Genomic DNA, 24,531 nt, shown 5'->3' with positions numbered 1-24,531 from the left:
GAACCCCCGGATCTCCGGATGGGCTCAGGAGATCGCCCACATGAGCCCATCGATGATCGGAAAGGTGAGCCGGGCGAGCGCGTCGTGGTCGGCCCCTGAACGCGGTTCGCCGACGGACTCGGCATGGCCGAAGACCCTGCCGAGATCGTCGTGGGCCTCCCGGTTCGGTTTCCCGATCGACGCGGCGAACTCGGGACGGACGACGGCTCTGGCGTAGAAAGCGGCCCTCACCGCACGTGGGAGAGCCGCCGCCGTATCGAACGCCATGGAATCGGAGTAAGCCGGACACGAAGCCCCGCCGGCGGGGCGCAGGACACGCCGCGGAGCCCCTTCCCCACCGCGCCCTGACCGGGCGTCAGGGAAGGAGCACCTCGCCGGCGAGACCGGCGACGACGGGGATGATCCCGAGGAGGACGAAGGCGGGCAGGAAACAGAGTCCGAGGGGGGCGACGGCCTGAACTCCGACTCGACGGGCCGCGGCGGAGGACGCGGCCCGTGCCTCGTGCCGGGAGTCGTCGGCCAACCGGGTGAGGACATCGGCCACCGGGGCACCGCTCAGAGCCGTCCTGCTCATCGTCCGCGCGAGAGGAGCCAGCGGGCGGTCGGCCGCGAGGGCCCGCCAGGCGCTCTCCGGTGCCGCGCCCAGCCTCAACTGCCCGCCCACCCAGGCCAGCCGGTCCGCGATCGGCCCGCCGATCGCCTCGGCCGTGATGTCGACGGCCCCGGTGACCGGTTGCCCGGCGCGGAGGCAGGCGACCATGAGGTCCGCCGCCAGCGGCAGGTCGGCCGCCACACGGTCGTGCTCACGGCGCGGCCCGGGAGGCTCTCGCCTGCGGAGCATCGCCCACGTGACAACGGCGCCGAGCGCTCCCGCGGCGATCCCTGGAGCGTCCTCGACGAGGAGGAACACCGCGACGCCCACGGCGGCGCAGAGCATCGTCTCTTTCCGGCCCAGCCGTCGCCTCGCGGCCGGGACGCCGTTCGCCTCGGGTGGACGGAACGGGAGCGCCTCAGCTCCCGCCTGCGGCGTTCCCGGGCTCCCCGGCCTCTTCGACCTCTCCGGCCTCACCGACCGCTCCGGCCTCACCGGGATTCCCGGGCCCGGGAATCCCGGTGAGGCCGGAGCCGGCCCGGCTCGGTGAATCCGGTGGACGCGCCGGGCCGGATCGTCGGGTGGTATCCACAACCAGCCCGCGAGCGCGGTGAGCATGACGGTGAGCAGTCCGATCATCTGTCTCTCCCCGAGTCGTTCCTCACGCTTCCCAGACCCCACGCTTTCCGGGCCCCACGCTTTCCGGGCCTCGCACCTCTTCAGGCCTCGCGCCTCTTCGGCTTTCGCGCCTTCGCGTGCTCACCGTTCTGGAGCGCGCCACCTCCGTGGCCCGCGGGCACCTGGACCCACCGCCTCCCGGCCCGGGACCGCTCTTCCTCCGGGCTTCCGACGCCGACTCCCGCCTCACGGTCAGGACCGTTCCGCGCGGGCCGCCAGGCGGTGGGTCCACCACAGGCCGCAGCCGTCGAGCGCCAGCCCGGCGAGCAGGCAGCCGAACCCCGCCGGGCCGCCGAACAGGAAATGCAGCGGCCGCATGCCGAGAACGGTGGCCATGACCAGGCCGAGGGCCGGGAGGGCCGCCAGCAGGCGTGCGGTGGCACGCGGACCGGCGAGCTGGGCGGCAACCTCCTGGCGATGCGCCTGGGCCTCCCGCAGCGAGGCGGTCACCCGATCGACGAGGACCGACAGTCCCGCCCCGGCGGTCGCGCTCACCCGCCAGCAGGCGGCCAGCCCGCGGAACGCCTCCCCCCCGTGCTGCGGTGCCGCGGCCAGCAGGGCGGCGGGAACGTCTCCCCCGTCTCTCGCCGCCGCCACCAGCGGCCGGACCGCCACCGGGTCGGGGAACTCCACGACCGCCGCCGCCCGGGCCAGCGCCTCACCGGGTGCCCGCCCCGCAGCCAGCTCGGCCGCCAGCCCCTGGCACAGCTCCAGGGAGGCGGCCCGCCAGGCCGCGGCGCGCCTGGCGGGCCTGGAACGGCGGGTGATCCTCTCCTTCAGGGGCGGAAACCGGCGGAAAGGACGGCGGCCCATCCGGAGGAGACGCGCCGTCCCCGGATCCGGCCCGGTCCACAGCCAGGCGGCCAGGGTTGCGAGGAACACGGCCGCCGCCGTCATGACCATGCTTCCGGAGCACCGGAGTCCGGGCGGGCCGCTACGGCGGTGATGCCCGGGATCCGCTCCCTGAGGGCCGCGAAGCCGGGGCCGGGGATCACCTCGCCTCCGGCCGGGAAGGTGAGGGCCGGTTCGGCGTCCACCAGGCCCGAGGGGCGGCGGATCATCATGCAGATCTCGGCCACCCTGCGGCGGCCGCCGGCGTGCCCGCGCACAAGGTGGATGACCACGTCCAGAGCGGCGGCGATCTGGCTGTGGACGGCCTCGCGGCTGAGACCCGCGGCGCACGCCAGAGCCTCCAGCCGGGGCGGCACGTCGGTCGCGGTGTTGGCGTGGAGGGTGCCGCAGCCGCCCTCGTGCCCGGTGTTCAGCGCGGCGAGGAGGTCGACGACCTCGGCGCCTCGCACTTCGCCGACGACAAGGCGGTCCGGACGCATCCGGAGGGCCTGGCGGACGAGGTCGCGCAGGCAGACGCCGCCTACTCCCTCCAGATTGGCCGGGCGGGACTCCAGGCGCACCACGTGCGGGTGCTCCGGCCTCAGCTCCGCGGAGTCCTCCACCAGGAGCAGCCGGTCACCGGGGTCGACGAGGGACAGCAGGCTCGACAGCAGTGTGGTCTTGCCCGTGCCGGTGCCACCGGTGACGAGGAAGGCGAGCCTGGACTCGACCACCGCGGTGAGCACCGGGACGGTGCCGGCTCCGATCATGCCCGCCTCGACGAGGTCGGTGAGGGTGAAGGCACGCCGGGGCGGGAGCCGCAGGGACAGGCAGGTCCCTCCGGGCGCCACCGGTGGCAGAACGGCGTGGAGCCGGACGCCCCCGGGAAGCCTGGCGTCGACATAGGGGCAGGCGTCGTCGAGGCGCCGCCCCGCCGCCGCGGCGAGGCGCTGGGCGAGCCGCCGGACCGCGTCCTCGCCGGGGAAGACGACCGGTGTCCGGCGTAGACCGCATCCGTCGTCGACCCACACCTCGCGCGGGCCGTTCACCAGCACGTCGGTGACCTCGGCCTCGGCGAGGAGGGGCTCCAGCGGGCCCGCTCCGATCAGGTCCGCGCACAGGGCGCGGGCGACCGCCAGGATCTCGGCGTCGCCGAGCACCGCGCGCTCGGCTCTGAGCGCGGCGGCGACGTGCGCGGCGCTGGGCTCGACGCCGGCTCTGGCCAGCCGTACGCGGACCGCCTCCACCAGGTCGGGTGAGACGGCGGCGGCCGTGCCGGTGGAGCGGTCGCCGGCACGGCCCGCGGCCGGCTCCCGGTTCATGCCCCGGCTCCGCTCTCGGGTCCGTACAGCGAGACCAGGAACGAGGAGCAGAAACGGCCGAGGGAGGTGCGGCGGCCGACCGGCGGGGCGTCGCCGCGGTTGAGCGCGGCGGCGAGCCGGGGCTGGTCGGGCAGGGTGCCCGCGGAGGGGACGTCCAGTGAGGCGGTGACCACGCTCTCTTCGAGGACCCCGCCGCGCACGACGGCGCGCACCTCGCCCGTGTGCTCGCGCAGCCCGGTCAGGACCTGGGCGGCGGCCAGCACGCCGCGCACGTCGGCCGCGACCACGAGCAGGGTGACGGCGGCCCGGCCGAGTGCCTCCGCCGCGGCCGGGTCGAGGCAGCGGGGAAGATCGGCGATCACCAGGTCGAAGCCGCGCGTGCCCGATTCGAGGACCGAGCGCATCGCCTCGGCGGGGATGGCCTGGACCTCCCCGCGATGGAAAGAGAGCAGGGTCAGCTCGGCGAAGGAGGGCAGGGCGGCCTGGAGGGCGGTGAAGCTGATCCTTCCCTCACGGGCGACCAGGTCGGGCCAGCGGGCCCCTTCGGCCTCCTCCTGGCCGAGCAGCAGGTCGAGGCCCCCACCGAGCGGGTCGGCGTCCACGAGGAGGGTGCGGAGGCGGCGGCGGGAGGCGCTCAGCGCCAGCGACGCGGCCAGGACGCTGGCCCCCGCCCCGCCGCTCCCGCCCACGACGCAGACCACGCGCCCCGCCCGCTCGGCCGGCTCCACGACGTCGGCGAACTCGTCGACCAGCCGCCGCTCGGCCGACGGCAGTTCGAGGACGGACTGGGCGCCGACCGCGACGCACCTGCGCCAGGTGTCGGGCTCGTCCGGAGCGCGCGTGACCAGCAGAACGCGGGGCCTGGGCGGCGGCCCGGTGGCGGCCAGGGCATCGGCCAGGTCGCTGCCGACCACGACCAGCGGAGCGCGGTTCCAGTAGGGCCGGGCGTGTGCCGGGGCGTGCGCGACGTCGAGCTCGGCCCCGGCGGCGGCCGCGACGCGGAGCAGGTCGTCGAGCAGGTCGGGGTCTTCGGTGATGACCAGCGGGCGGTCCATGGGTGCCTCCCTGAAATGCGGAAGGCCACTTTCCGGGGAAGGCACCCGTCCCCGAGGCACCGAACACCGCTCTGTGGAAAACCTCGCCGCCGTGGCCGCCCCCCTGTGGACGGCCGAGCCGTCGAACCGGCGCGCCGTGTGGACGAAGCCGAGACCGAGGCCGGGATCGGGCCGGAGAGGCGGACGGGAGCGCGCCGGGCGCGGGGTGGGACCCCGGAAAAAGTGGCGACCCCCGCAGGGGGGAGAGCGGGGGTCGCCGACCGGTCCGGCTCTGGGGGGGTAGAGCCGGTCCCGTTTCAGAAGAAAGCCTTCACCGGTATCGGAGGCGGGACAGGAACGCTGTCAAACGAACTCGTCCACGGCCACCCCGGTACGGGGATACGCCCCAATGCTGCCCGATCAACTTGAGTTTCGTCGAGGAGTAAACGGCGATTTCTTATGGTTTTTCTAAGGTAACGATTCAGTCGCGAGGAACTTCTCATTCACCGCCCCTCTCGCCGGGACTCCGCGGACACGAAGGGTGACCAGTCGACCACAATGCCGCTTTTGACAGTACATGTCCCCTATGTCCCGCAAGCGGGACTAGTCCATGAATGTCCCTCGGTCTGTAAAGGTCTTGGTCTCAGGGGTTCCCATCGGCCTCGATCCGGCATAGAAAGGGTTCAACGGACCACTTGTCCGGGGCATGGCCATCGGGCACCCACGTGCCGCCGAGCCGCGGGAGGCATGTCGGAGCGGGCTCCAACCCGCTCAGTGACATCTAGGGTGCACGCCTGGTAACCCGGCTGGACGTGCCAGCGACGGCGCTCCACACCAGGAGCGCCGTCTGCTATGTCCGCGGGTACGGCCAAGCCGTGCCCACGGGGCCCACGGACAGGGCGGGCACCCACCGCCGCACCGGCCCGCACCGGCATGACGGGCGTCCCACCGGCGCACCAGGGCGCCGCACCCGCACGCCGCCCGCTCCGGACGCGGGAGACCCCACCGCGTCCGGGACGCGGTCAGCGCTGCATGGACTCGCAGATCGCCGTGGCCTCCCGTACCCCGAGGGTCACCGCCGAGGCGCAGTGCCGCACCCAGGCCGCCACCCCTTCCGGAGTGCCGAGCAGGTAGGAGCGCAGGGCCTCCGGATAGGCGGAACCGAGTTCGGCGTGACCCACCTCGACGGCCACCAGTGACTTGGGGTCGAGACCGAACTCCACCAGGGTCAGTCGTTCCGCGGCCCGGGCGACCACGCCGTCCGCCGACCCGAACGGCCGCAGCACCGCCAGTTCCGCGTGCACGATGGCGGCGAGGACCAGGGCGGGCGCCGTGGACGTCCCCGTGAGGAGACCCACCAGCCCGTCCACCCGGGCCACGGTCTCCTCCGGACCGGGCGCGGGGCCCGCCCCCAGGGGATCGGGCGCCTCCGCGGTGGTCCGGGGCCGTCCGAGGTCCTCGGTCAGGCCGGCCGCGGCGAGAGTGTGCAGCCTGGCCAGCACCTGGCGCGGCGCCGTACGCCACGTGGGGCTGAGCCGGCCGAGCTCCGCCGAGACGCGCAGCGCGCCCTGGACGACCGGGTCGGTGACCTCGGGGATGGCTTCGAGCGGGATGTCCACGCCGTCCAGCGCGGCGGACGCGCGCGCCCCGTGCAGCGCCGACATGGCCGACACCTGCGGGCTCTTGCGCCGCAGCACGCGATGGCGGTAGAGCCGGTCCACGGCCCCGCGCGCCTCGGCGACGGCCTCGGGCACCCCGGGGAGCTCGGCGATGGCAGCCAATGGGTCGTTCACGCCCCCGACCCTACCGGCCGGTCAACAAAGGGCCGCCCCCGCCCGCCGAAGGCTCGCAGGACGCCCGCCGAACACTCACCGGACGCCCGTCGAACGCCCGCCGGACCGGTCCGACCTGGGCCCCGAGGCATGACGGCCTCGCGGACGCACGTCCTCACGGGGGCGCGGCTCCCGAGCCCGGCGTGGCGGACCCGCGGCCGCGCGTCCCCGCCCGCCGAGCCTCCGGCCGCGCATCCGGGCGGCAGAACGCGGCAAAACCCGGCCCTCACCCGGCAAAGCGGCCGGCAAAACGCCCGATCCGCACTCCGGACGGCGCCGCACCGGCCTCCCCTCGGCTCTCGCCTCCGCCCCCGGTACGGCGTCGCCGGCTTCCGGCCGGGTCCGGACCGGCCACCGGGGCGATTTGGGCCCGTCGCCGAAACGTTCGGTACGTGCGGCGGGAAACGCGCGGCGCGCCGTTCGGCGAACGCATACCACCGCCCACCGCAAGCCCCCATAAAACCATGGGAATAACGCTTTATCCATTCTTATGGTGTCGAAAGCACAACGTTTTCCCGACGTCCGTCACCGTGCGTCAAGACCGTTGTGAACCGCGCTGAACCCCTATCACCGGTTGGTACAGACCTGTCTAGACCTCTTGTGGCGGGCACCGCTGGCCTGGTGAAGTGGGACACGACCAGTCCGACCGGCCCGTACGTAAGGAGTGCGCAGTGACCCCGGAGACCCCTGGTTCCGAGTCGCGTGAGACCCAGGAGACCTTGTCGAACCTGCTGCAGGAGACCCGGCGGTTCGCGCCTCCCGCCGCCCTCGCCGCGGCCGCCAACGTGACGGCCGACGCCTACACGGAGGCGGAGGCGGACCGCCTGGCGTTCTGGGAGAAGCAGGCCGACCGGCTCGCCTGGTCCAGGCGCTGGGACACCACGCTGGAGTGGAACCCGCCCTTCGCCAAGTGGTTCGTCGGCGGAGAGCTCAACGTCGCCTACAACTGCGTCGACCGTCACGTCGAGGCGGGCCGCGGCGACAAGGTCGCCTACCACTGGGAGGGCGAGCCCGAGGGCGACAGCCGTACCCTCACCTACGCCGACCTGCAGCGCGAGGTCTCGAAGACGGCCAACGCTCTGCGGGAGCTGGGCGTGGGCAAGGGCGACCGGGTCGCCGTCTACATGCCCATGATCCCCGAGCTGCCGATCACGATGCTGGCCTGCGCCCGTATCGGTGCGATCCACTCGGTGGTGTTCGGCGGCTTCTCCGCGAGCGCGCTCAGCGGCCGGATCAAGGACGCCGACGCCAAGCTCGTGGTGACCGCCGACGGCGGCTACCGCAGGGGCGCCCCCAGCGCCCTCAAGCCGACCGTGGACGAGGCGGTCAAGGAGTGCCCGGACATCGAGCACGTCCTGGTCGTGCGGCGGACCGGCCAGGAGGTGGCCTGGACCGAGAAGGACATCTGGTGGCACGACCTGGTGGACCGGCAGCCCGAGACCCACGAGGCCCAGGCCAACGGCGCCGAGGACCCGCTGTTCATCCTCTACACCAGCGGGACGACCGGCAGGCCCAAGGGCATCCTGCACACCACCGGCGGCTACCTCACCCAGATCGCCTACACCCATGACGCGGTGTTCGACCTCAAGCCCGACACCGACGTCTACTGGTGCACCGCCGACATCGGCTGGGTGACCGGCCACTCCTACATCGTGTACGGCCCGCTGGCCAACGGCGCGACCAGCGTCATCTACGAGGGCACCCCGGACACCCCGCACCGCGGCCGGTTCTGGGAGATCGTGCAGAAGTACGGGGTCACGATCCTCTACACCGCCCCCACGGCGATCCGCACCTTCATGAAGTGGGGCGACGACATCCCCGCCAAGTACGACATGTCGTCCCTGCGCATCCTGGGCAGCGTCGGCGAGCCGATCAACCCCGAGGCGTACGTCTGGTACCGCGAGCACATCGGCGGCGAGCGCTGCCCGGTGGTGGACACCTGGTGGCAGACCGAGACCGGCGGCATCATGATCAGCCCGCTGCCGGGCGTCACCGCGGCCAAGCCCGGCGCGGCCATGCGCCCGCTGCCCGGCATCAGCGCCGACGTGGTCGACGACCAGGGCAACTCGGTGCCCAACGGCGGTGGCGGCTACCTCGCGATCCGCGACCCGTGGCCGTCCATGCTCCGCACGATCTGGGGTGACGACCAGCGCTACATCGACACCTACTGGTCGCGCTTCGAGGGCATGTACTTCGCGGGCGACGGCGCCAAGAAGGACGAGGACGGCGACATCTGGCTGCTCGGCCGGGTCGACGACGTCATGCTCGTCTCCGGCCACAACATCTCCACCACCGAGGTGGAGTCGGCCCTGGTCTCCCACCCGAAGGTCGCCGAGGCCGCGGTGGTCGGCGCCACCGACCCGCTCACCGGCCAGGCCATCGTGGCGTTCGTGATCCTGCGCGGCAGCGCCGAGGAGAGCGACGACATCGCCGCCGAGCTGCGGAACCACGTGGCGAAGACGCTGGGTCCGATCGCCAAGCCGCGGCAGATCATGGTGGTCCCCGAGCTGCCGAAGACCCGCTCCGGCAAGATCATGCGGCGTCTCCTGCGCGACGTGGCCGAGAACCGCAGCATCGGCGACGTCACCACGCTCGCCGACAGCACGGTGATGAACCTCATCTCCGAGAAGCTTCCCAGCGCCAAGAGCGACGACTGACCCGCGCGCACGCGGGCGTCCGGACGTCGGGAACGTGAACGCGCCTGTCCGCGAGCCCGTTCCCGCGGTCCCGCGGACCCGCGCGCACGGCTGAAGGGAGTGCGGCCCCGGCCGGTCCTCACCGAAGGACCGGCCGGGGCCGCGCTTCTTTCGCAGGCCCATGTCCACGGCCGTGTCTCCTCAAATCCCGCCATCCATCTATGAATCCCACCAATCAGGGATTTTTCCGGCCCATGTAGGCTGGCGGGCAGGTGTGCCGGGAAGTCTGGTCGGCCGGTGGGGGAACGACCTCCGCCGCGTTGCCAGGAGGTCCCATGCGCCGTTCCACGCGCCGTCCCGTGCGCCGTCCCGCCGAGATCTGGCCCTTCGGGCCCACCATCCGGTACGGCCGCCAGGTCGCCGAGGCGCTGCGCACCGAGACCGTCGGCGGCGTCGTCATGCTGCTGGCCGCCGTCGCCGCGCTGGTCTGGGCCAACGTCTCCCATGACTCCTACGAGGCGCTGCGCGCCGCCTCCTTCGGCCCGGGGGCCCTGCACCTGGACCTGGAGCTGTACCGGTGGGCCCAGCACGGCCTGCTCGCGATCTTCTTCTTCGTCGCCGGCGTCGAGGTCAAGGAGGAGTTCGTCCACGGCGAGCTCGCCAACCTCCGCAAGGCCGCGCTGCCCGTCATCGCGGCGATCGCCGGGATGATCGTGCCGGCCCTGGTGTACCTCGCGGTGAGCCGGGGCGCGCCGGACGCGGGCCGCGGCTGGGCCATCCCCACCGCCACCGACATCGCCTTCGCCCTCGCCGTGCTCGCCGTGACGGCGAGCGCGATGCCTGCCGCGCTCCGGGCGTTCCTGCTGACCTGCGCCGTCGTGGACGACCTCGGCGCGATCGCCGTCATCGCCGTCTTCTTCAGCCACAACCTGAACCTCCTCGCCCTGCTGGCCGGGGCGTTGATCATCGCCCTGTACGGCCTGCTCCAGGCCCGCCGGGTCCGCGGCCTGTGGATCTACCTCCCGCTCGCCCTGGCCGCCTGGTACGCCGTGGAGATCAGCGGTGTTCACCCGACCGTCGCCGGGGTAGCGCTGGGACTGATGACGCGAGTGCACGCCGCTCCGGGCGAGACGGGCTCCCCCGCCGAACGGGCCGACCACCGGATCCGCCCGCTCTCGGCGGGTCTCGCGGTGCCCGTGTTCGCGCTGCTGTCCGCCGGGGTCCCGCTCGACCTGGCCGGGCTGGGCGACGCGGCCGGCGACCGGGTGGTGCTCGGTGTGGTCGCGGGCCTGGTCGCCGGCAAGTTCCTCGGTGTCTTCGGCGGCGCCTGGCTGGCCGTACGGCTCGGCCTGGCGAGGCTCGCGGAGGAGCTGAGCTGGCGGGACATGGCGGCCGTGTCCACCCTGGCGGGAATCGGGTTCACCGTCTCCCTGCTCATCGGTGACCTGGCCTACGGTGATGACCCGGGGCGGGCGAACGCCGTGACCGTCGGCGTGCTGACGGCGAGCCTCGCCGCCTCGGTCCTGGCGGCGATCCTGCTCAGGGTGCGCGTGCGCGAACACTCCGCACGCAGGATGATGGTCGACACCGGCGCTTGATTGGAGACCCCTAGATGACACAGATCCCACCCGCGGAACCACAGGAGGAGTCGCTGGGCTCGTTGGTCGCCGCGGCCACCGACCAGATCTCCACCCTGGTCCGCGCCGAGATCGAGCTGGCCAAGTCCGAGCTCAAGTTCGACGCCAAGCGGGCCGGCGTGGCGGGCGGCCTGTTCGGCGCCGCCGCGTTCATGGCCCACCTGTGCCTGATCCTGGCCTCGTTCGCCATCGCCTACGGCCTGGTCGCCCTCGGCGTCTGGACGTGGCTGGCGTTCGCGATCGTCACGGTGTTCTACCTGCTGGTGGCGGCCCTGTTCGTCTACCTCGGCATCCGCCGGCTCAAGGGCCTGACCGGGATGAAACGGACACTGCACTCGCTGAAGACGCTCAAGGGCGGCGAGAGCGACCTCCCGGTCGCCGCCGCGCCCGCCCCTCCGACCGCGGGCCAGGTCGGATCGCACCGTGAGCCGGTGAGCCGGGACCTGTGAGCGCCCCCGACGAGTCCCTCGTACAGGTCGAAGGCCCCTGGACCCACCGGTCGGTGCACGCCGGCGGGACCCGCTTCCACGTGGTGGAGGCCGGCGAGGGGCCGCTCGTGCTGCTGCTGCACGGGTTCCCGCAGTTCTGGTGGACCTGGCGCAACCAGCTCGTCTCGCTGCCCGCGGCGGGATACCGCGCCGTCGCCGTCGACCTGCGCGGTTACGGCGGCAGCGACAAGCCGCCGCGCGGCTACGACCTGCCCACCCTGGCCGGTGACGCGGCCGGACTGATCCGGGCGCTGGGCGAGAGCGGCGCCGTCGTGGTCGGCCACGACTGGGGCGGCCTGCTGGCCTGGACGATGGCGGTGTGCGACCCCAAGGCGGTCCTGCGGCTGGTCACGGTGTCGGCCCCGCATCCGCGCAGGCTCCGCGCGGCCCTGTTCGGCGAGCCGTTCGGCCAGCTGCGGGCGTCCTCCTACGCGCTGGGCTTCCAGCTTCCGTTCCTGCCCGAGCGCCGCCTGGTGGCCAGGGGCGGGGCGAAGGTGGGCCGGATGCTCGACGAGTGGTCGGGGCCGGGCTGGCCGGAGGAGGACGTGGCGAGGACCTACCGCGAGGTGTTCCGCATCCCCACGGTCTCCCACTGCGCGGTGGAGTACCACCGCTGGTTCGCCCGCTCCCAGCTCCGCCCCGACGGGCTGCGGTACGCCAGGATGATGCGGAAGAGGATCGACGCGCCCACGCTGCAGCTGCACGGCGCGCTGGACCCCCACGCCCTGCCGCGCACCGCCCACGGCTCCGGCCGCTACGTGACCGGGCCGTACCGGTGGCGGATGATCGACGGCGCCGGGCACTTCCCGCACGAGGAGCGCCCGGAGGAGTTCGACGCCGAGGTCATCCCGTGGCTGGCCGACCCGGAGCCCGGCCGGTGACCCCGCGCGACCGCGCCCCCGGGGCGTCCCCGGCCCGCCGGGCAGCGGGGGCGTCTCCGGCCCGGCCCGCTCAGGCGAAGGGGTCGGGCCGGTGATCCCCCGAGACCGCGACCCGGAGGGACGGCCGCGCAACCGGCGGCCCCGGGACGCCTTCGGCAGGCCGCTGCCGCACGGCGCCGAGGGCGTCGAGCGGATCCCCGACGACTACGCGCCGAGCGCCACCGAAGCCCTGTCCGAGGCGCGGCGGCTGCTCGGTGAGGGCCGGCCTTTCCACGCCCATGAGGTGTTCGAGGGCCGGTGGAAGAACTCTCCGGCCGGGGAGCGGGAGCTGTGGCAGGGACTGGCGCAGATCTGCGTCGGTCTCACCCACCTCCAGCGCGGCAACCGGCGCGGGGCCGCGGCGCTGCTCGCCCGGGGGGCGGACCGGATCGAGGGGTACGGCGCGCCGTACGGGGAGATCGCCCGGATCGCCCGGTCCCTGGGGGACGCGGACGCCGGGGCGGCCGTCGCCGCGGTCCGGGACCTCCTCGAAGCACCCGGAGGGCACTGAGGAGCCGGGTTCCGGGATCAGCCGCCGCTCTGGTCGCACTCCTGGGTGCTGACCCGGTTGACCAGCCGTGAGCCGTCCTGGGCGTCCGGCGTGACCTCGGCGGCGGTGAGGACGTATCCGGTCTCGCGCTGGTCGAGGGCCGCGGCGAAGACGACGCCGTAGACCTTGCCCTCGGGGGAGAGCAGCGGACCGCCGGAGTTGCCCTGCCGTACCAGGCCGCGGATCGCGTAGACGTCGCGGAAGACGGTCTTGCGGTCGTAGATGTCGGGGCCCTTGGCCTTCTGCTGGCCCCGGATGCGGGCGACGTTGGGCGTGAAGCCGTGGCCGTGCGGGAAGCCCGCGACGATGGCGTCGTCGCCCTTCTCGGCGGTGCCGTCGAAGCGCAGGACCGGCAGGTTCAGGCCGGGGACGTAGAGGATCGCGATGTCCCGGTCGGGGTTGTAGAGCACGACCCTGGCGTCGTGGACGTTGTTGAGGTAGTCGGTGACCTGCAGGCCCTGGTCGACGCCCGCGACCACGTGGGCGTTGGTCATGATCCGGTTCTGGGAGTAGACGAAGCCGGTGCCCTCGATGTGCCTGCGGCAGCTCGTGGCGATGCCCTGGACCTTGACGATGCCCCGGCGGGCCCGCGAGAGCTGCGAGCCCTTCAGCACGCCCTGGTCGGGCGGCGGCACCTCGACGAACTGGCCCGCCCCTATGGCGTCGAAGACCTTGGGGAAGCCGGAGGTGTCGATGAAGTTCTTGAACGGCTTCTGGAAGTCCTTCGCCGCGGTCGGCAGCGCCTGGTCGACGGTGCTGATCAGCAGCGATTTGTTGACCTGCTCGCTGAGCAGCGTGAACTGCGAGGAGGTCAGCAGTGACCCGATCAGCCAGGCGGTGACCAGCACCGAGAACGCGCTGGCGAAGGTGCCGCCCACCGCGTCGACGACCTTCGCCGGCTCCCAGGTGACGTGGCTGCGGACCACCGCGCCGATCGTCGAGGAGGCGAACTGCCCGATGGTCGCGCTGAGGAACACGATGACGATGGCGAGCAGCGCCCGCTCGGTGTCCCCGTCGACCACGGCGGCCGCGATCGGCGGGGCGATGAACATGCCCAGCAGCCCTCCGCCGACGAATCCGACGAAGCTCAGCGCCCCGATGATGAACCCCTGCCGGTATCCCGACACCGCGAAGGCCACCATCAGTGCGATCAGGATAAGGTCGAGGAGATCACCACTCACCCCTTTACGGTATCCACCGACCGGCCCGCGCGTGCACTCCTTCGGTGACGTGCGGCCCGTTATCGTGGCCGTATGGCAACGATCGGGGGGTCGGCGCCCGTGGCGGCACTGATAGAGACCGCGCTGCGGGACCAGGACGACGGCGAGGTCCGCTGGCACGTGATCGGGCTGCTGGGCGAGCGGCACGACCTGGAGACCCTCGCCGCGGCGCGGCGGCTGTGCGACGGCGGGACGGTGGCCGAGCGGACGCTCGGAGCCGACATCCTCGGCCGCCTGGGCCTCACCGACCGCAGCCTGCCCATCCTGCGCGCGCTGGCCGCCCGCGAGGAGGACCGGACGGTCCTGTACTCGGTGCTGATCGCCTTCGGTCATCTCCACGACCGCCGCGCGCTGCCGTCGGTGATCCGCCTGAGCGAGCACCCCGATTCCAGGGTGCGGTACGGCGCGGCCTACGCGCTGCCGAACATCGTGGGCAGGCCGCCGGACCCCACGGGTCTGACGGCCCTGCGGCGGCTGGCCGCCGACCCCGACGACGACGTGGCCGAGTGGGCCTGCCTGGGCCTGGCGCTGTCGACGGGCGGCGCGGTCGACGACGTCCGGCCGCCGGCCGGCTGAACCAGGGACGGGCGGCCGGCCGACTGAACCAGGGACGGGCGACCGGCGACGAGGGTGGCGGGCGGTCGGCGGGCGGCCGTCAGGCGGTGGGCGGCGGTCAGCGGGCGGCGAGGTTGACGACGTCCGGGGGGATGTCCTCGATCCGTGAGCGGTCCCAGGGCAGCTCGAACCCCGACCCGGCGAGCACGCCGTCGAGCACTCCCGCGGTGAAGCCCCACACCAGCAGCCCGCGCACCCGGAACGCCGGGCCGCTGTAGCCGCTCGGGTGGCGCAGCCTGAGGCGGTTGACCGGGTCGACCAGCTCGGCCACCGGGACCCGCTCCACCGACTCCACCTCGTCGGGCGAGGCCGCGTGGACCGCGCACGGGGTGTGCCACCAGCCCAGCACCGGGGTCACCCGGTTGTGGCTGTGCCAGACGTACAGCTCCGGCATCGTGCCGACCACGTGCACACCCGCCGGGTCCAGGCCGGTCTCCTCGCGCGCCTCGCGCAGCGCGGCGGCGACCGGGCCGCCGTCGACGGGATCGACCCCACCGCCGGGGAACGCCGGCTGACCGGCGTGCAGACGCCCGCGCCGGCTGCGCTGGATCAGCAGCACGTCGGGGCCGAGGGGACCCTCACCGAACAGCAGCAGAACCGCGGCGGCGCGCCCTCCGGAGGCGGGCGGGCGCAGCATCGGGGGAACGGGCGCCTTGGCGGCTTTCTGGGCGAGGGTTTCCAACCATCCGGGAACTTCCACGGGTACACCTCCGATCTTCTGCAACACCTCGGCCCGGCCCGCTGCTTCCCGGGTCCCCGTGGCTTCCCGGCGGATCAGGAGAACGGCCCCGGTCGCACCAGCTTTCCGGCCTGGGCGGGGTCGATCGGGCCGATGCCGTACGAGGGGCAGAGGGTGGCGAGCGGGCAGACGCCGCAGGCGGGCTTGCGCGCGTGGCACATGCGGCGGCCGTGCCAGATCAGGCGGTGGGACATCATCGTCCAGTCGCGCCTGGGGATCAGCTCCGCCACGACTTTCTCGATCTTCACCGGATCGGTCTCCGCGGTCCAGCCGAACCGGCCGACCAGACGCTGGAAGTGGGTGTCCACGGTGATGCCGGGCACGCCGTACGCGTTGCCCAGCACGACGTTCGCGGTCTTGCGGCCCACGCCGGGCAACTTGACGAGGTCGGCGAGCCTGCGGGGGACCTCGCCGCCGTGGCGCTCGCAGACGGCCTGGGCCATGCCGATGATGCTGGCGGCCTTGGCGCGGAAGAAGCCGGTGGACCGGATCATCTCCTCCAGCTCGGCCCGGTCGGCGGCGGCGTAGTCCTCTGCTGTCCTATATTTCTCAAAAAGGGTAGGAGTGACTAGATTGACCCTTTTGTCAGTACACTGCGCGGACAGGATCGTCGCGACCAGCAGTTCGAGCGGGTCGCGGAAGTCGAGTTCACAGTGTGCGTCGGGGTAGGTCTCCGCCAGGATCCGGTCCATTCGCCGGGCACGACGGACCAGAGCGAGCCGGGTCTCACCAGCGGGGATGACGTTGCGGGCCACCCCGACAGCCTACGCGTACGGCCCCCTTTGGGGCCGCGCGGTGGGATACGTCACAATGACTGCGTGAGCCGTGAAACAGGAGGCACTGTGAACACCGACGACGTGCTGGGCAAGGCACCTCTGTTCGCGGCGCTCGACCGTGAGAGCGCCGCGGCGCTGCGCACGAGCATCTCCGAGGTCACCCTGTCCAAGGGACAGACGCTCTTCAGCGAGAACGAGACGGGCGACCGTCTCTACGTGGTGCTCGAAGGCAAGATCAAGCTGTCCAGGACCGCGCCGGACGGCCGGGAGAACCTGCTGAGCGTGCTGGGCCCGGGTGAGATGTTCGGCGAGCTGTCGCTGTTCGACCCCCGCCCCCGCACCGCCTCCGCCATCGCCCTGACCGACGTCCGGCTGGCCGGCCTCGGGCACGACGACCTGCGTCCCTGGCTGACGGGCCGCCCCGAGGTCGCCCTGCACCTGCTGCGGGCCCTGGCCCAGCGGCTGCGCCGTACCAACGACGTGCTGGCCGACCTGGTCTTCACCGACGTCCCCGGGCGGGTCGCCAAGGCGCTACTCGACCTGGCCGACCGCTTCGGCCAGCGGATCGACGACGGCATCCGCGTCCACCACGACCTCACCCAGGAGGAGCTGGCCCAGCTCGTCGGCGCCTCCCGGGAGACGGTGAACAAGGCCCTCGCCGACTTCGCCCAGCGCGGCTGGCTGCGGATCGAGGCCAAGGCCGTGGTCATCCTCGACCTGGAGCGCCTGCACAACCGCTCCCGCTAGTCCCGCCGGTGCCGTTGGGACCGTTCCCACGATCGGCCGGAACGCGCGACCGGCCCGGTCGGCCGTCCGGGTGGTCGACGGCCCGGCCGGTCAGCCCGCCAGGTAGTCGAGCTGGGCGCGGACCGACATCTCGGCGGCAGGCCAGAGCGACGGGTCGACGTCCGCGTAGACGATCTCCACGATCTCCTGCGGCGTCGCCGCGCCCCGGGCACGGGCCGCCCGGATCTGGTCCAGCCGCCGCCTGCGGTGCGCGACGTAGCCGTCCAGCGCGCCGATCGGATCGGCCAGCACCGGGCCGTGGCCCGGCAGCAGGACCTCGACCCCGACCCGTTCGGCCGTCGCCCGCAGCCGGTCCAGCGACCGCAGGTAGTCGGCCAGGTCTCCGTCCGGGGCGATCACGGTGGTGCCCCGGCCGAGCACGGTGTCGCCGGTCAGCATCGCCCGGTCCTCGGGCAGCCAGAAGCACAGCGAGTCGAACGAGTGGCCCGGCGTGCCCACGACGTGCAGCTCCAGCCCGTCGGCGGTGACCACGTCGCCGTCGGCGAGTCCCTCCTCGCCGAGGCGGTGCCGGGGGTCCAGCGCCCTGACCGGCGCGCCCACCAGCCCGGCGAACCTCCGCGCGCCGCCGCTGTGGTCGTCGTGGCCGTGGGTCAGCAGGATCGCCGCCACCCTGCGCCCGGCCAGGCGGGCGGCGACCCGGGCGAGGTGCGCCTCGTCGTCCGGTCCGGGGTCGACGACGAGCACGTCCTCCTCGCGGCCGATCAGCCACGTGTTCGTGCCGTCCAGCGTCATCGGGGAGGGGTTGGGCGCCAGCAGCGCCAGGGTGTGGGCCGTGCCGGACCCGTCCGGTCCGCCCAGGGGTATCCGCAGCCCGCTCACGGGCGGCCCTGCCTGAAGTACTCGCCGTCGAGTACCAGGCACAGCTCCCCGTCCACCTCGGCGACCTCGGGCATGAGCGTGACGATCTCCCGCCGTACGGCGAGCACGTCGGCCACGGTCGCGTACCCGGCGAGCTCGCCGAGCGTGCGGTAGGTCGGGGGCATCAGGAAGATCCGCCCGTCCCGGGCCCCGGCGAGCGCGTCGGCGGGCCGGGCCCAGGTCACCTGGTCGGCCTCGCCGCCGACGTCGCGGGTGCGCTGTCCGGCCGGGAGGGCGGCGACGAAGAACCGGGTGTCGAAGCGCCGGGGCTCGATCACCGGGGTGATCCAGTGGGCCCAGGGCCGCAGCAGATCGGAGCGGAGGACCAGCCCGCGCCCGGCGAGGAAGTCGGCGAACGACAGACTCCGGTCGATCAGGGCCAGCCGGTCGGCCTCCCAGTCGTCACCGGTGGTGTCGGCCACGACGGACGTCGCGGACGAGCCGGCGAGCAGGACCCCCGACTCCTCGAACGTCTCGCGCACCGCGGCGCACACCAGGCCGCGGGCGAGCTTCTCGTCCGCGCCGAAGACCTCGCCCCACTCGGCGGGCGACGGCCCGGCCCAGGCGACCGCGTGGTCGGCGTCCCGGGTGTCCACCGACCCGCCGGGGAAGACGTAGGCGCCCGCCGCGAAGGCCATCGCGGCCTTGCGCCGGAGCAGGTAGACCTCGACGCCCCCGTTCTCGGGACCGCCGGCGCCCCCGGGACCGCCCGTGCCTCCTGGACCGCCGGCGCTCCCGGCGTCCTCGCCGCCCTCGGTGCCCTCGCGCAGGAGGACCACCGTGGCGGCGTCCCGGGTCGGAGCGGGCCGCGCCCGTCCGGCCAGGATGTCACGCGCGCGCTCGCCGTCCGCGCCGGAAAGCGGGAACCCACCCATTCAGATCCTCCACCAGAACAACAGTCGGTCTCGGGAACCATCATGTGGCAGGTCCGCCGCCCCGGACAATCGCGGGCGGCCCCGGCGACCGGGCCGGACCGGGGCCGGCTCCGGTCTCCGGTGAGCCGCCGTCAGCGGACCTCGGCGATCAGCTCGACCTCCACCGGCGCGTCCAGCGGGAGGACCGCCACGCCCACCGCGCTGCGGGCGTGCCCGCCGGTCTCGGCGAACACCTTGCCGAGCAGGTCGCTCGCGCCGTTGATCACCTGCGGCTGCCCGGTGAAGTCGGGGGCGCTGGCCACGAAGCCGACGACCTTGACGATGCGCACGATGTTGTCCACGCCGCCCGCCGCCGCCGCCACGGCGGCCAGGGCGTTCAGCGCGCAGATCCCGGCGAGGCCGGCGGCCTCCTCCGCGGTCAGCTTCTCGCCCACCTTGCCCGTCGCCGCGAGCTTGCCGTCCACCATCGGGAGCTGGCCCGAGGTGTAGACGTAGTCACCCGTCCGGACGGCCGGGACGTAGGAGGCCAGCGGCACCGCGACCTCGGGCAGCTCGATGCCCAGCTCGTCCAACCTCTGCCGCGGCGTCACTGCTTGGGCCGCTTCAGGTAGGCGACCAGCTGCTCGGGGTTCGGCCCCGGCACGACCTGGACGAGCTCCCAGCCGTCTTCGCCCCAGTTATCGAGAATCTGCTTGGTCGCGTGGACCAGCAGTGGCACCGTCGAGTACTCCCATTTCGTCATGGGGGACACATTAGCGAGGCGGGCCCGGCCGGCGGTCGCCCTACGCCGCTCCGGCACACCAGTGAGCGGGATCACCAAGGTGGGCCCCGGAGGCGGACGGTCCGGGCGAATCGTGAGGTGACGGTTGGGTAGCCTTCGAGACGTGAGAGCTCGCGACACCGATTGGGACGGCGTACGCCTCCACGTCGTCACCGGTAAGGGCGGCACCGGCAAGACCACGGTGGCCGCCGCGCTCGCCCTTGCCCTCGCCGCGGGCGGGCGCAAGGTCCTGCTGGTCGAGGTCGAGGGCCGGCAGGGCATCGCGCAGGTCTTCGACCTGCCGCCGCTGCCGTACGAGGAGCGGCGGATCGCCGTCGCGCCCGGCGGCGGGGACGTCCACGCCCTGTCCATAGACCCCGAAGAGGCCATGCTCGACTACCTCGAGATGTTCTACGGCATGCGCCGGGCGGGCAAGGCCCTGACCAAGATGGGCATCGTCGACTTCGCCACCACCATCGCCCCCGGCTTCCGCGACGTCCTGGTGACCGGCAAGACCACCGAGGCGGTCCGCCGCAAGAACAAGGACGGCAGGCGGATCTACGACGCGGTCGTGCTCGACGCGCCCCCGACCGGGCGGATCACCCGCTTCCTCAACGTCACCAACGAGGTGGCGGGCCTGGCCAGGGTCGGCCCCATCAAGAACCACGCCGACCTGGTGAACGGCGTGGTGGCCTCCCCGGAGACCGCCGTGCACTTCGTCACACTCCTGGAGGAGATGCCGGTCCAGGAGACCCTCGACGGGCTCGCCGAGCTGACCGCCGCCGGGCTCCCGCCCGGTGGGATCTTCACGAACATGGTCAGGGAGTCGCTGCTCCCCGCCTCCGTGCTGGACGCCGCGGCCGGCGGCCGGTTCGACTCGGCCGAGCTGGCGCTCGGCCTCAAGGCCGCGGGGCTCGCCGACGGCGCCTCCGACGCCGCCGCGGTGGCCGAGGCCCTCGCCGAGGAGATCGTCGAGCACGCCCGCCGTACCGCGCTGGAGCAGCGGGAGCGGGAGTCTCTCGACGCGTCCGGCCGCCCCCGTTACGAGCTGCCGCTGCTGGCCGACGGGGTCGACCTCGCCGGGCTGTACGAGCTGGCCGAATCGATCCGCAACCAGGGAGCAGCATGAGCGAGCGATCCGGCGGGCACCGGGACGTCCCGGTCCTCGACCTCGACGCGATCATCGACGACCCGGGCACCCGGATCATCGTCTGCTGCGGCTCCGGCGGCGTCGGCAAGACCACCACCGCGGCCGCTCTGGGGCTGCGCGCGGCCGAGCGCGGCCGGGCGGCCGTGGTGCTCACCGTCGATCCGGCGCGGCGGCTCGCGCAGTCGATGGGCCTCACCGAGCTGGACAACGTCCCGCGGCCGGTCGAGGACGTGACGGGCGACGGCACGTTGCACGCCATGATGCTCGACATGAAGCGGACCTTCGACGAGATCATCGAGGCCCACGCCGACCCGGAGCGGGCCCGGCAGATCCTGACGAACCCCTTCTACCAGTCGCTGTCGTCCAGCTTCTCCGGCACCCAGGAGTACATGGCGATGGAGAAGCTCGGCCAGCTGCGCCGGTCGGGCGAGTGGGACCTCATCATCGTGGACACCCCGCCCTCCCGGTCCGCGCTCGACTTCCTGGACGCGCCGGAACGGCTCGGCCGCTTCCTGGACGGCCGGCTGATCCGCGTGCTGACCGCCCCCGCCAAGGCCGGCGGGCGGAGCGCGTTCAAGCTGTTCAACGCGGGCTTCGGCCTGATCGCCGGGGCCATGACCAAGCTGCTGGGCGCGCAGGTGCTCAAGGACCTGCAGACGTTCGTCTCCGCGCTGGACGCCGTCTTCGGCGGCTTCCGGGCGCGCGCCGAGCAGACCTACCGGCTGCTGCAGGCCCCCGGGACCGCGTTCGTCGTCGTGGCCGCGCCGGAGCGCGACGCGATGCGCGAGGCGTCGTACTTCGTGGAACGGCTCGCCGAGGAGCGCATGCCCCTGGCGGGCGTCGTGATCAACCGGGTGCACCGCTCGCCCGCGGAGGGCCTGTCGGCCGCGCGCAGCGCCGCCGCCGCCGAGGAGCTGGAGTCGCGGGGCGGGCACGACCTGGCCGCCGCCGTGCTCCGGCTGCACACCGGACGGATGCAGCTCGCCGCCCGCGAGCACCGCGAGCGCGAGCACTTCGTCACCGCCCACCCCACGGTGCCCGTCGCGGAGGTGCCGGCCATGTGGGAGGACGTGCACGACCTGGAGGGCCTGCGCCAGGTCGGCAAGCTCCTGGCCGCGCAGTAGGCGACCGCCGGGAGCCCGGCACGGCCGCGCGGCGGTCGTCCGGAGCCCGGCATGGCGGACTCCCCGCCGCCCGGTGGGCGACGGGGAGCACAGGGTGTCACGGGGCCGGGGTTCCCGGCCCTTCCCGGAACACGCGAGTACGGCCGGCGCCGAGGCGCCGGCCGTACGGGATCAGGGCGGACGTCAGCCGGCGATCAGCTCGTTCGTCCGCTCGTACTCCTCCTTGGCCATCTCCAGCAGATCGCGCCAGGAGTCGACGTCAGGTCGCCGGCGCAGCAACGCGCGGCGCTCGCGCTCGGTCATTCCGCCCCACACCCCGAACTCGATGCGGTTGTCCAGCGCATCGGCGAGGCACTCGGTACGGACCGGGCATCCCCGGCAGATCAGCTTCGCCCGGTTCTGGGCAGCGCCCTGAACGAACAGCGCGTCAGGATCCGCACCCTTACAGGCCGCACGGGAGGTCCAATCCGTGATCCACATTCGACCCCACTCCCCTTAGGTGGTCAGTCGTGACTTGGGGCCGACGGGCGCGGGCGTCGGGCCTCCGTATTCAGTTGCCGCAGAAAGAGAACGTACGCAATCAGACGTTCGAGCCGACAGACCCCGGCGGGACCAATTTCCCGCATGGTCATCAGCGGCCACGTGGCCGGGAATGACTAGTCACCTGACTCGGCAGGCGGCCGCCGCCTGACTCGATACAAGACCGAGTCAAGTCGAATTGGCGATCCGTTACCGTTTGGGACATCCGTCCGACGTACTCTTGACGTGTGCAAGCTCAGGGCAAAGATCATGTATCGGCGATAGGCGCGGTCGGGAAGGTTCTGCGGCTGGTCGCCGCGGGCGCCGCCGCGGGTCTTCTGGCGGCCGGAGTCGCGTTCCCGGCGGTCGGCGGGGCGGGGCTCGGCGTGAACTCCGTCACAGAGGAGCTGAACCTACGCCCTGAGGAGCTCAAGGAACCCGCGCTACCGGAGCGAACCATCCTGCTGGACGCCGACGGCAAGCAGTTCGCGCAGTTCTACTACGAGAACCGCGAGTCGGTGAAGCTCGACGAGATCGCCGACGTCATGAAGACCGCGATCATCTCGATCGAGGACTTCCGGTTCTACGAGCACGGCGCCATCGACATCGAGGGCACCCTCCGCGCGGCCGTGCGGAACGCGGGCGGCGGCTCCACGCAGGGCGGCTCCTCGATCACCCAGCAGTACGTCAAGCAGGTGCTCTTCAACAGCGCCGAGACCCCCGAGGAGAAGCAGGCCGCGATCGCGCCGACCCTCTCCCGGAAGCTCAACGAGCTGCGCTACGCCCTGGCGGTCGAGGAGAAGTACACCAAGTCGGAGATCCTGGAGAAATACCTCAACATCTCCTACTTCGGCGCCGGCGCCCACGGCATCCAGGCGGCGGCCAAGCGGTTCTTCGGCAAGCCGGCGGCCAAGCTGGACCTGTGGGAGGCCGCCACGCTGGCCGGCGCCGTACAGGACCCCAACGGCACCGACCCGGCCCGGCACAAGGGCGAGTCCTCCAAGAGCTGGAAGAAGCGCCAGAAGCTCCTGCTGGACCGGCGCAACATCGTCCTGCAGCGGATGCAGGAGCTCGGCAAGATCACGCCGCAGGAGGCGGCGGAGGCCAAGGCCAAGAAGCTCGGCTTCAAGGACATCTCGGCCCCGGGTGGCTGCGAGACCAGCAAGTACCCCTTCTTCTGCGTCTACGTGCGCGAGGAGATCCGCAACAACAAGGTGTTCGGCAAGACCGCCGAGGCGCGCGAGAAGCTGCTCCAGCGCGGCGGTCTGACGATCAAGACGACGCTCGACCCGCAGGCGCAGAAGGCCTCGGAGAAGGCCATCAAGCAGATGGTCAACGCGAGCGACAAGCCGGTCGCCGCTCAGGCGATGGTCGTTCCGGGCACCGGCGCCATCAAGGCGATGGCCACCAGCCGGAAGTTCGGCACGAGCAAGAAGAAGAACGAGACCAGCATCAACTTCGCCGCCGACGCCCAGCACGGCGGTGGCATCGGCTTCCAGGCGGGCTCGACGTTCAAGGCGTTCACCCTGCTCACCGCGCTCGACCAGGGGATGAAGCTCAACGACGGCAACACCACCGGCAAGACCTACCAGGCGCCGAGCCACAGCGCGTTCCGCGACTGCAAGGGCAACGCGGTCGGCGAGCCCAGCCACCAGGTCTTCAACTCCAGCGAGGGCGGCGGCGGCTTCAAGTCGCTGACCACCGGCACGCTCGGCTCGGTGAACACCTTCTTCATGAAGCTGGAGGAGAAGGTCGGCCTCTGCAAGGTCGTCGAGACGGCCAAGAAGCTCGGCATCAAGCGGTCCGACGGCGGCCCGCTGCAGGAGGTCGAGACCTTCACCCTGGGCGTCAACGAGATGGACCCGGTGACGGTCTCCGCCGCCTACGCGACCATCGCGGCCCGCGGCACCTACTGCGAGCCGATGGCCATCACCGAGGTCCGCGACCGCTACGGCAAGGCCACGCCGTACAAGCCGAAGTGCAAGCAGGTCCTCGACGAGGAGGTCACCGACGCGGCCACCCACATCATGTCCGGGGTGTTCACCAAGGGCACGATGAGCGAGATCGGCGGCATCGGCCGGCCGGCGGCGGGCAAGACCGGCACCACCGACGCCTACACCGCCGCCTGGTTCGCCGGGTTCACCCCGGACCTCGCCTCCGCGGTCAGCCTCGGCGACCCGCGCGGCGCCTTCGGCCACGACCTGACGGGCGTGACGATCGGCGGCCGCTACTACGGCTACGTCTACGGCGCCACCATCTCCGGCAAGATCTGGAAGCTGTCCATGCCCGGCGCGCTGAAGGGCGTCGAGCCGACGTCCTTCCACGCGGTCGACATGGACCGCTTCGGCGGCTGCTCGGGCAACTGCGCGCCCAAGCCGCCGCCCAGGAAGCCGGGTGACGTCGGCGGCGACCACGGCGGCGGGGACGGCGACGGCAACACGGTCGTCAACGACGGCGGCACCTTCGGGCCCGGGGTCGGCCGGGGCCACGGGCGGGGCCGGGGCAACGGCGGCGTCGTCAACGACGGCACCCCCTGAGTCCCAGGCGACTCCGTAACCCCCGGCCGGT

General features: G+C 72.6%; 24 protein-coding genes. 10 read left to right on the top strand and 14 right to left on the bottom strand.

The window, feature by feature from the left end; translation table 11 throughout:
* Positions 1-24: 24 nt before the first annotated feature.
* The 6 genes from ACQP10_RS02245 to ACQP10_RS02220 all read right to left on the bottom strand — a co-directional run bounded on the left by ACQP10_RS02245 (position 25) and on the right by ACQP10_RS02220 (position 6,250).
* Positions 25-267, bottom strand: a complete 243-nt coding sequence (locus ACQP10_RS02245) for a TetR family transcriptional regulator C-terminal domain-containing protein (RefSeq protein ID WP_433540791.1) — start codon at positions 265-267, stop codon at positions 25-27.
* Between the two features lie 88 nt (positions 268-355).
* Positions 356-937 carry a type II secretion system F family protein gene (locus ACQP10_RS02240; protein WP_346017965.1) on the bottom strand — a complete coding sequence of 194 codons (582 nt, stop codon included), beginning with the start codon at positions 935-937 and terminating at the stop codon, positions 356-358.
* 525 nt (positions 938-1,462) lie between these two features.
* Entirely contained in the window at positions 1,463-2,152 is a 690-nt protein-coding gene (locus tag ACQP10_RS02235; protein ID WP_433540790.1) for a type II secretion system F family protein, read from the bottom strand.
* An 11-nt stretch (positions 2,153-2,163) separates the two neighbouring features.
* Positions 2,164-3,423, bottom strand: coding sequence for a TadA family conjugal transfer-associated ATPase (locus ACQP10_RS02230; RefSeq protein ID WP_433540789.1), 1,260 nt, complete (start codon positions 3,421-3,423; stop codon positions 2,164-2,166).
* Positions 3,420-4,478 (bottom strand): septum site-determining protein Ssd, encoded by a 1,059-nt coding sequence (ssd, locus tag ACQP10_RS02225; RefSeq protein WP_433540788.1) that lies wholly within the window; start codon positions 4,476-4,478, stop codon positions 3,420-3,422. The genes ACQP10_RS02230 and ssd overlap by 4 nt, the downstream gene beginning before the upstream one ends.
* A 1,001-nt stretch (positions 4,479-5,479) precedes the next feature.
* Complete coding sequence (locus tag ACQP10_RS02220; protein ID WP_346017969.1) at positions 5,480-6,250, bottom strand: oxidoreductase; 771 nt, start codon at positions 6,248-6,250, stop codon at positions 5,480-5,482.
* A 710-nt stretch (positions 6,251-6,960) separates the two neighbouring features.
* On the opposite strand from ACQP10_RS02220, the gene acs reads away from it, so the two are divergent.
* From acs to ACQP10_RS02195, 5 genes are all read left to right on the top strand, one after another.
* On the top strand, positions 6,961-8,946 hold the full coding sequence (gene acs / locus ACQP10_RS02215; RefSeq protein WP_433540787.1) for an acetate--CoA ligase: 1,986 nt from the start codon (positions 6,961-6,963) through the stop codon (positions 8,944-8,946).
* A 314-nt stretch (positions 8,947-9,260) separates the two neighbouring features.
* A complete protein-coding gene (gene nhaA / locus ACQP10_RS02210) occupies positions 9,261-10,523 on the top strand; it encodes a Na+/H+ antiporter NhaA (protein ID WP_346017971.1) in 1,263 nt (420 codons plus the stop codon).
* A 14-nt stretch (positions 10,524-10,537) separates the two neighbouring features.
* Complete coding sequence (locus tag ACQP10_RS02205; protein WP_179820689.1) at positions 10,538-11,011, top strand: phage holin family protein; 474 nt, start codon at positions 10,538-10,540, stop codon at positions 11,009-11,011.
* Entirely contained in the window at positions 11,008-11,931 is a 924-nt protein-coding gene (locus ACQP10_RS02200) for an alpha/beta fold hydrolase (RefSeq protein ID WP_433540786.1), read from the top strand. The genes ACQP10_RS02205 and ACQP10_RS02200 overlap by 4 nt, the downstream gene beginning before the upstream one ends.
* Positions 11,932-12,022: 91 nt before the next feature.
* On the top strand, positions 12,023-12,481 hold the full coding sequence (locus ACQP10_RS02195; RefSeq protein WP_346017973.1) for a DUF309 domain-containing protein: 459 nt from the start codon (positions 12,023-12,025) through the stop codon (positions 12,479-12,481).
* Positions 12,482-12,498: 17 nt separating this feature from the next.
* On the opposite strand, the gene ACQP10_RS02190 is transcribed toward ACQP10_RS02195, so the two are convergent.
* Complete coding sequence (locus ACQP10_RS02190; RefSeq protein WP_189248618.1) at positions 12,499-13,701, bottom strand: MarP family serine protease; 1,203 nt, start codon at positions 13,699-13,701, stop codon at positions 12,499-12,501.
* Positions 13,702-13,773: 72 nt separating this feature from the next.
* On the opposite strand from ACQP10_RS02190, the gene ACQP10_RS02185 reads away from it, so the two are divergent.
* Complete coding sequence (locus ACQP10_RS02185; RefSeq protein WP_179820701.1) at positions 13,774-14,316, top strand: HEAT repeat domain-containing protein; 543 nt, start codon at positions 13,774-13,776, stop codon at positions 14,314-14,316.
* 97 nt (positions 14,317-14,413) lie between these two features.
* On the opposite strand, the gene ACQP10_RS02180 is transcribed toward ACQP10_RS02185, so the two are convergent.
* Together ACQP10_RS02180 and nth are read right to left on the bottom strand one after the other, a co-directional pair.
* Entirely contained in the window at positions 14,414-14,992 is a 579-nt protein-coding gene (locus ACQP10_RS02180) for an NUDIX hydrolase (RefSeq protein ID WP_386150183.1), read from the bottom strand.
* A gap of 137 nt (positions 14,993-15,129) precedes the next feature.
* Positions 15,130-15,849, bottom strand: a complete 720-nt coding sequence (gene nth / locus ACQP10_RS02175; protein WP_433540785.1) for an endonuclease III — start codon at positions 15,847-15,849, stop codon at positions 15,130-15,132.
* 87 nt (positions 15,850-15,936) lie between these two features.
* On the opposite strand from nth, the gene ACQP10_RS02170 reads away from it, so the two are divergent.
* Complete coding sequence (locus tag ACQP10_RS02170) at positions 15,937-16,617, top strand: Crp/Fnr family transcriptional regulator (protein WP_179820706.1); 681 nt, start codon at positions 15,937-15,939, stop codon at positions 16,615-16,617.
* 90 nt (positions 16,618-16,707) lie between these two features.
* On the opposite strand, the gene ACQP10_RS02165 is transcribed toward ACQP10_RS02170, so the two are convergent.
* The 4 genes from ACQP10_RS02165 to ACQP10_RS02150 form a co-directional block, all read right to left on the bottom strand.
* On the bottom strand, positions 16,708-17,496 hold the full coding sequence (locus ACQP10_RS02165) for an MBL fold metallo-hydrolase (RefSeq protein ID WP_433540784.1): 789 nt from the start codon (positions 17,494-17,496) through the stop codon (positions 16,708-16,710).
* On the bottom strand, positions 17,493-18,410 hold the full coding sequence (locus ACQP10_RS02160) for an NUDIX hydrolase (RefSeq protein ID WP_433540783.1): 918 nt from the start codon (positions 18,408-18,410) through the stop codon (positions 17,493-17,495). Before ACQP10_RS02160 ends, ACQP10_RS02165 begins: the two co-directional genes overlap by 4 nt.
* Positions 18,411-18,541: 131 nt before the next feature.
* On the bottom strand, positions 18,542-19,000 hold the full coding sequence (locus ACQP10_RS02155; RefSeq protein ID WP_346017979.1) for a RidA family protein: 459 nt from the start codon (positions 18,998-19,000) through the stop codon (positions 18,542-18,544).
* Positions 18,997-19,152, bottom strand: a complete 156-nt coding sequence (locus tag ACQP10_RS02150) for a DUF4177 domain-containing protein (RefSeq protein ID WP_179820716.1) — start codon at positions 19,150-19,152, stop codon at positions 18,997-18,999. The genes ACQP10_RS02155 and ACQP10_RS02150 overlap by 4 nt, the downstream gene beginning before the upstream one ends.
* 142 nt (positions 19,153-19,294) lie before the next feature.
* Here ACQP10_RS02150 and ACQP10_RS02145 point away from each other — a divergent pair, with 142 nt between their 5' ends.
* Together ACQP10_RS02145 and ACQP10_RS02140 are read left to right on the top strand one after the other, a co-directional pair.
* Positions 19,295-20,299: an ArsA-related P-loop ATPase gene (locus ACQP10_RS02145; protein ID WP_389991974.1), complete on the top strand. Its 1,005-nt coding sequence runs from the start codon at positions 19,295-19,297 to the stop codon at positions 20,297-20,299.
* Positions 20,296-21,444: an ArsA family ATPase gene (locus ACQP10_RS02140; protein ID WP_346017981.1), complete on the top strand. Its 1,149-nt coding sequence runs from the start codon at positions 20,296-20,298 to the stop codon at positions 21,442-21,444. The genes ACQP10_RS02145 and ACQP10_RS02140 overlap by 4 nt, the downstream gene beginning before the upstream one ends.
* Positions 21,445-21,627: 183 nt before the next feature.
* Here the strand turns inward: ACQP10_RS02140 and ACQP10_RS02135 are convergent, their stop codons facing one another.
* Positions 21,628-21,924, bottom strand: a complete 297-nt coding sequence (locus ACQP10_RS02135) for a WhiB family transcriptional regulator (RefSeq protein ID WP_179820724.1) — start codon at positions 21,922-21,924, stop codon at positions 21,628-21,630.
* 287 nt (positions 21,925-22,211) lie between these two features.
* Here ACQP10_RS02135 and ACQP10_RS02130 point away from each other — a divergent pair, with 287 nt between their 5' ends.
* A complete protein-coding gene (locus ACQP10_RS02130) occupies positions 22,212-24,500 on the top strand; it encodes a transglycosylase domain-containing protein (RefSeq protein WP_399498845.1) in 2,289 nt (762 codons plus the stop codon).
* Positions 24,501-24,531: the final 31 nt, after the last annotated feature.

Origin of the sequence: Streptosporangium sandarakinum (assembly GCF_050942225.1) — a bacterium.
Taxonomy (GTDB): Bacteria; Actinomycetota; Actinomycetes; order Streptosporangiales; family Streptosporangiaceae; genus Streptosporangium; species Streptosporangium nondiastaticum.
The sequence above is the reverse complement of the archived record's forward strand: the minus strand, read 5'-3'. Positions and strand labels throughout refer to the sequence as shown.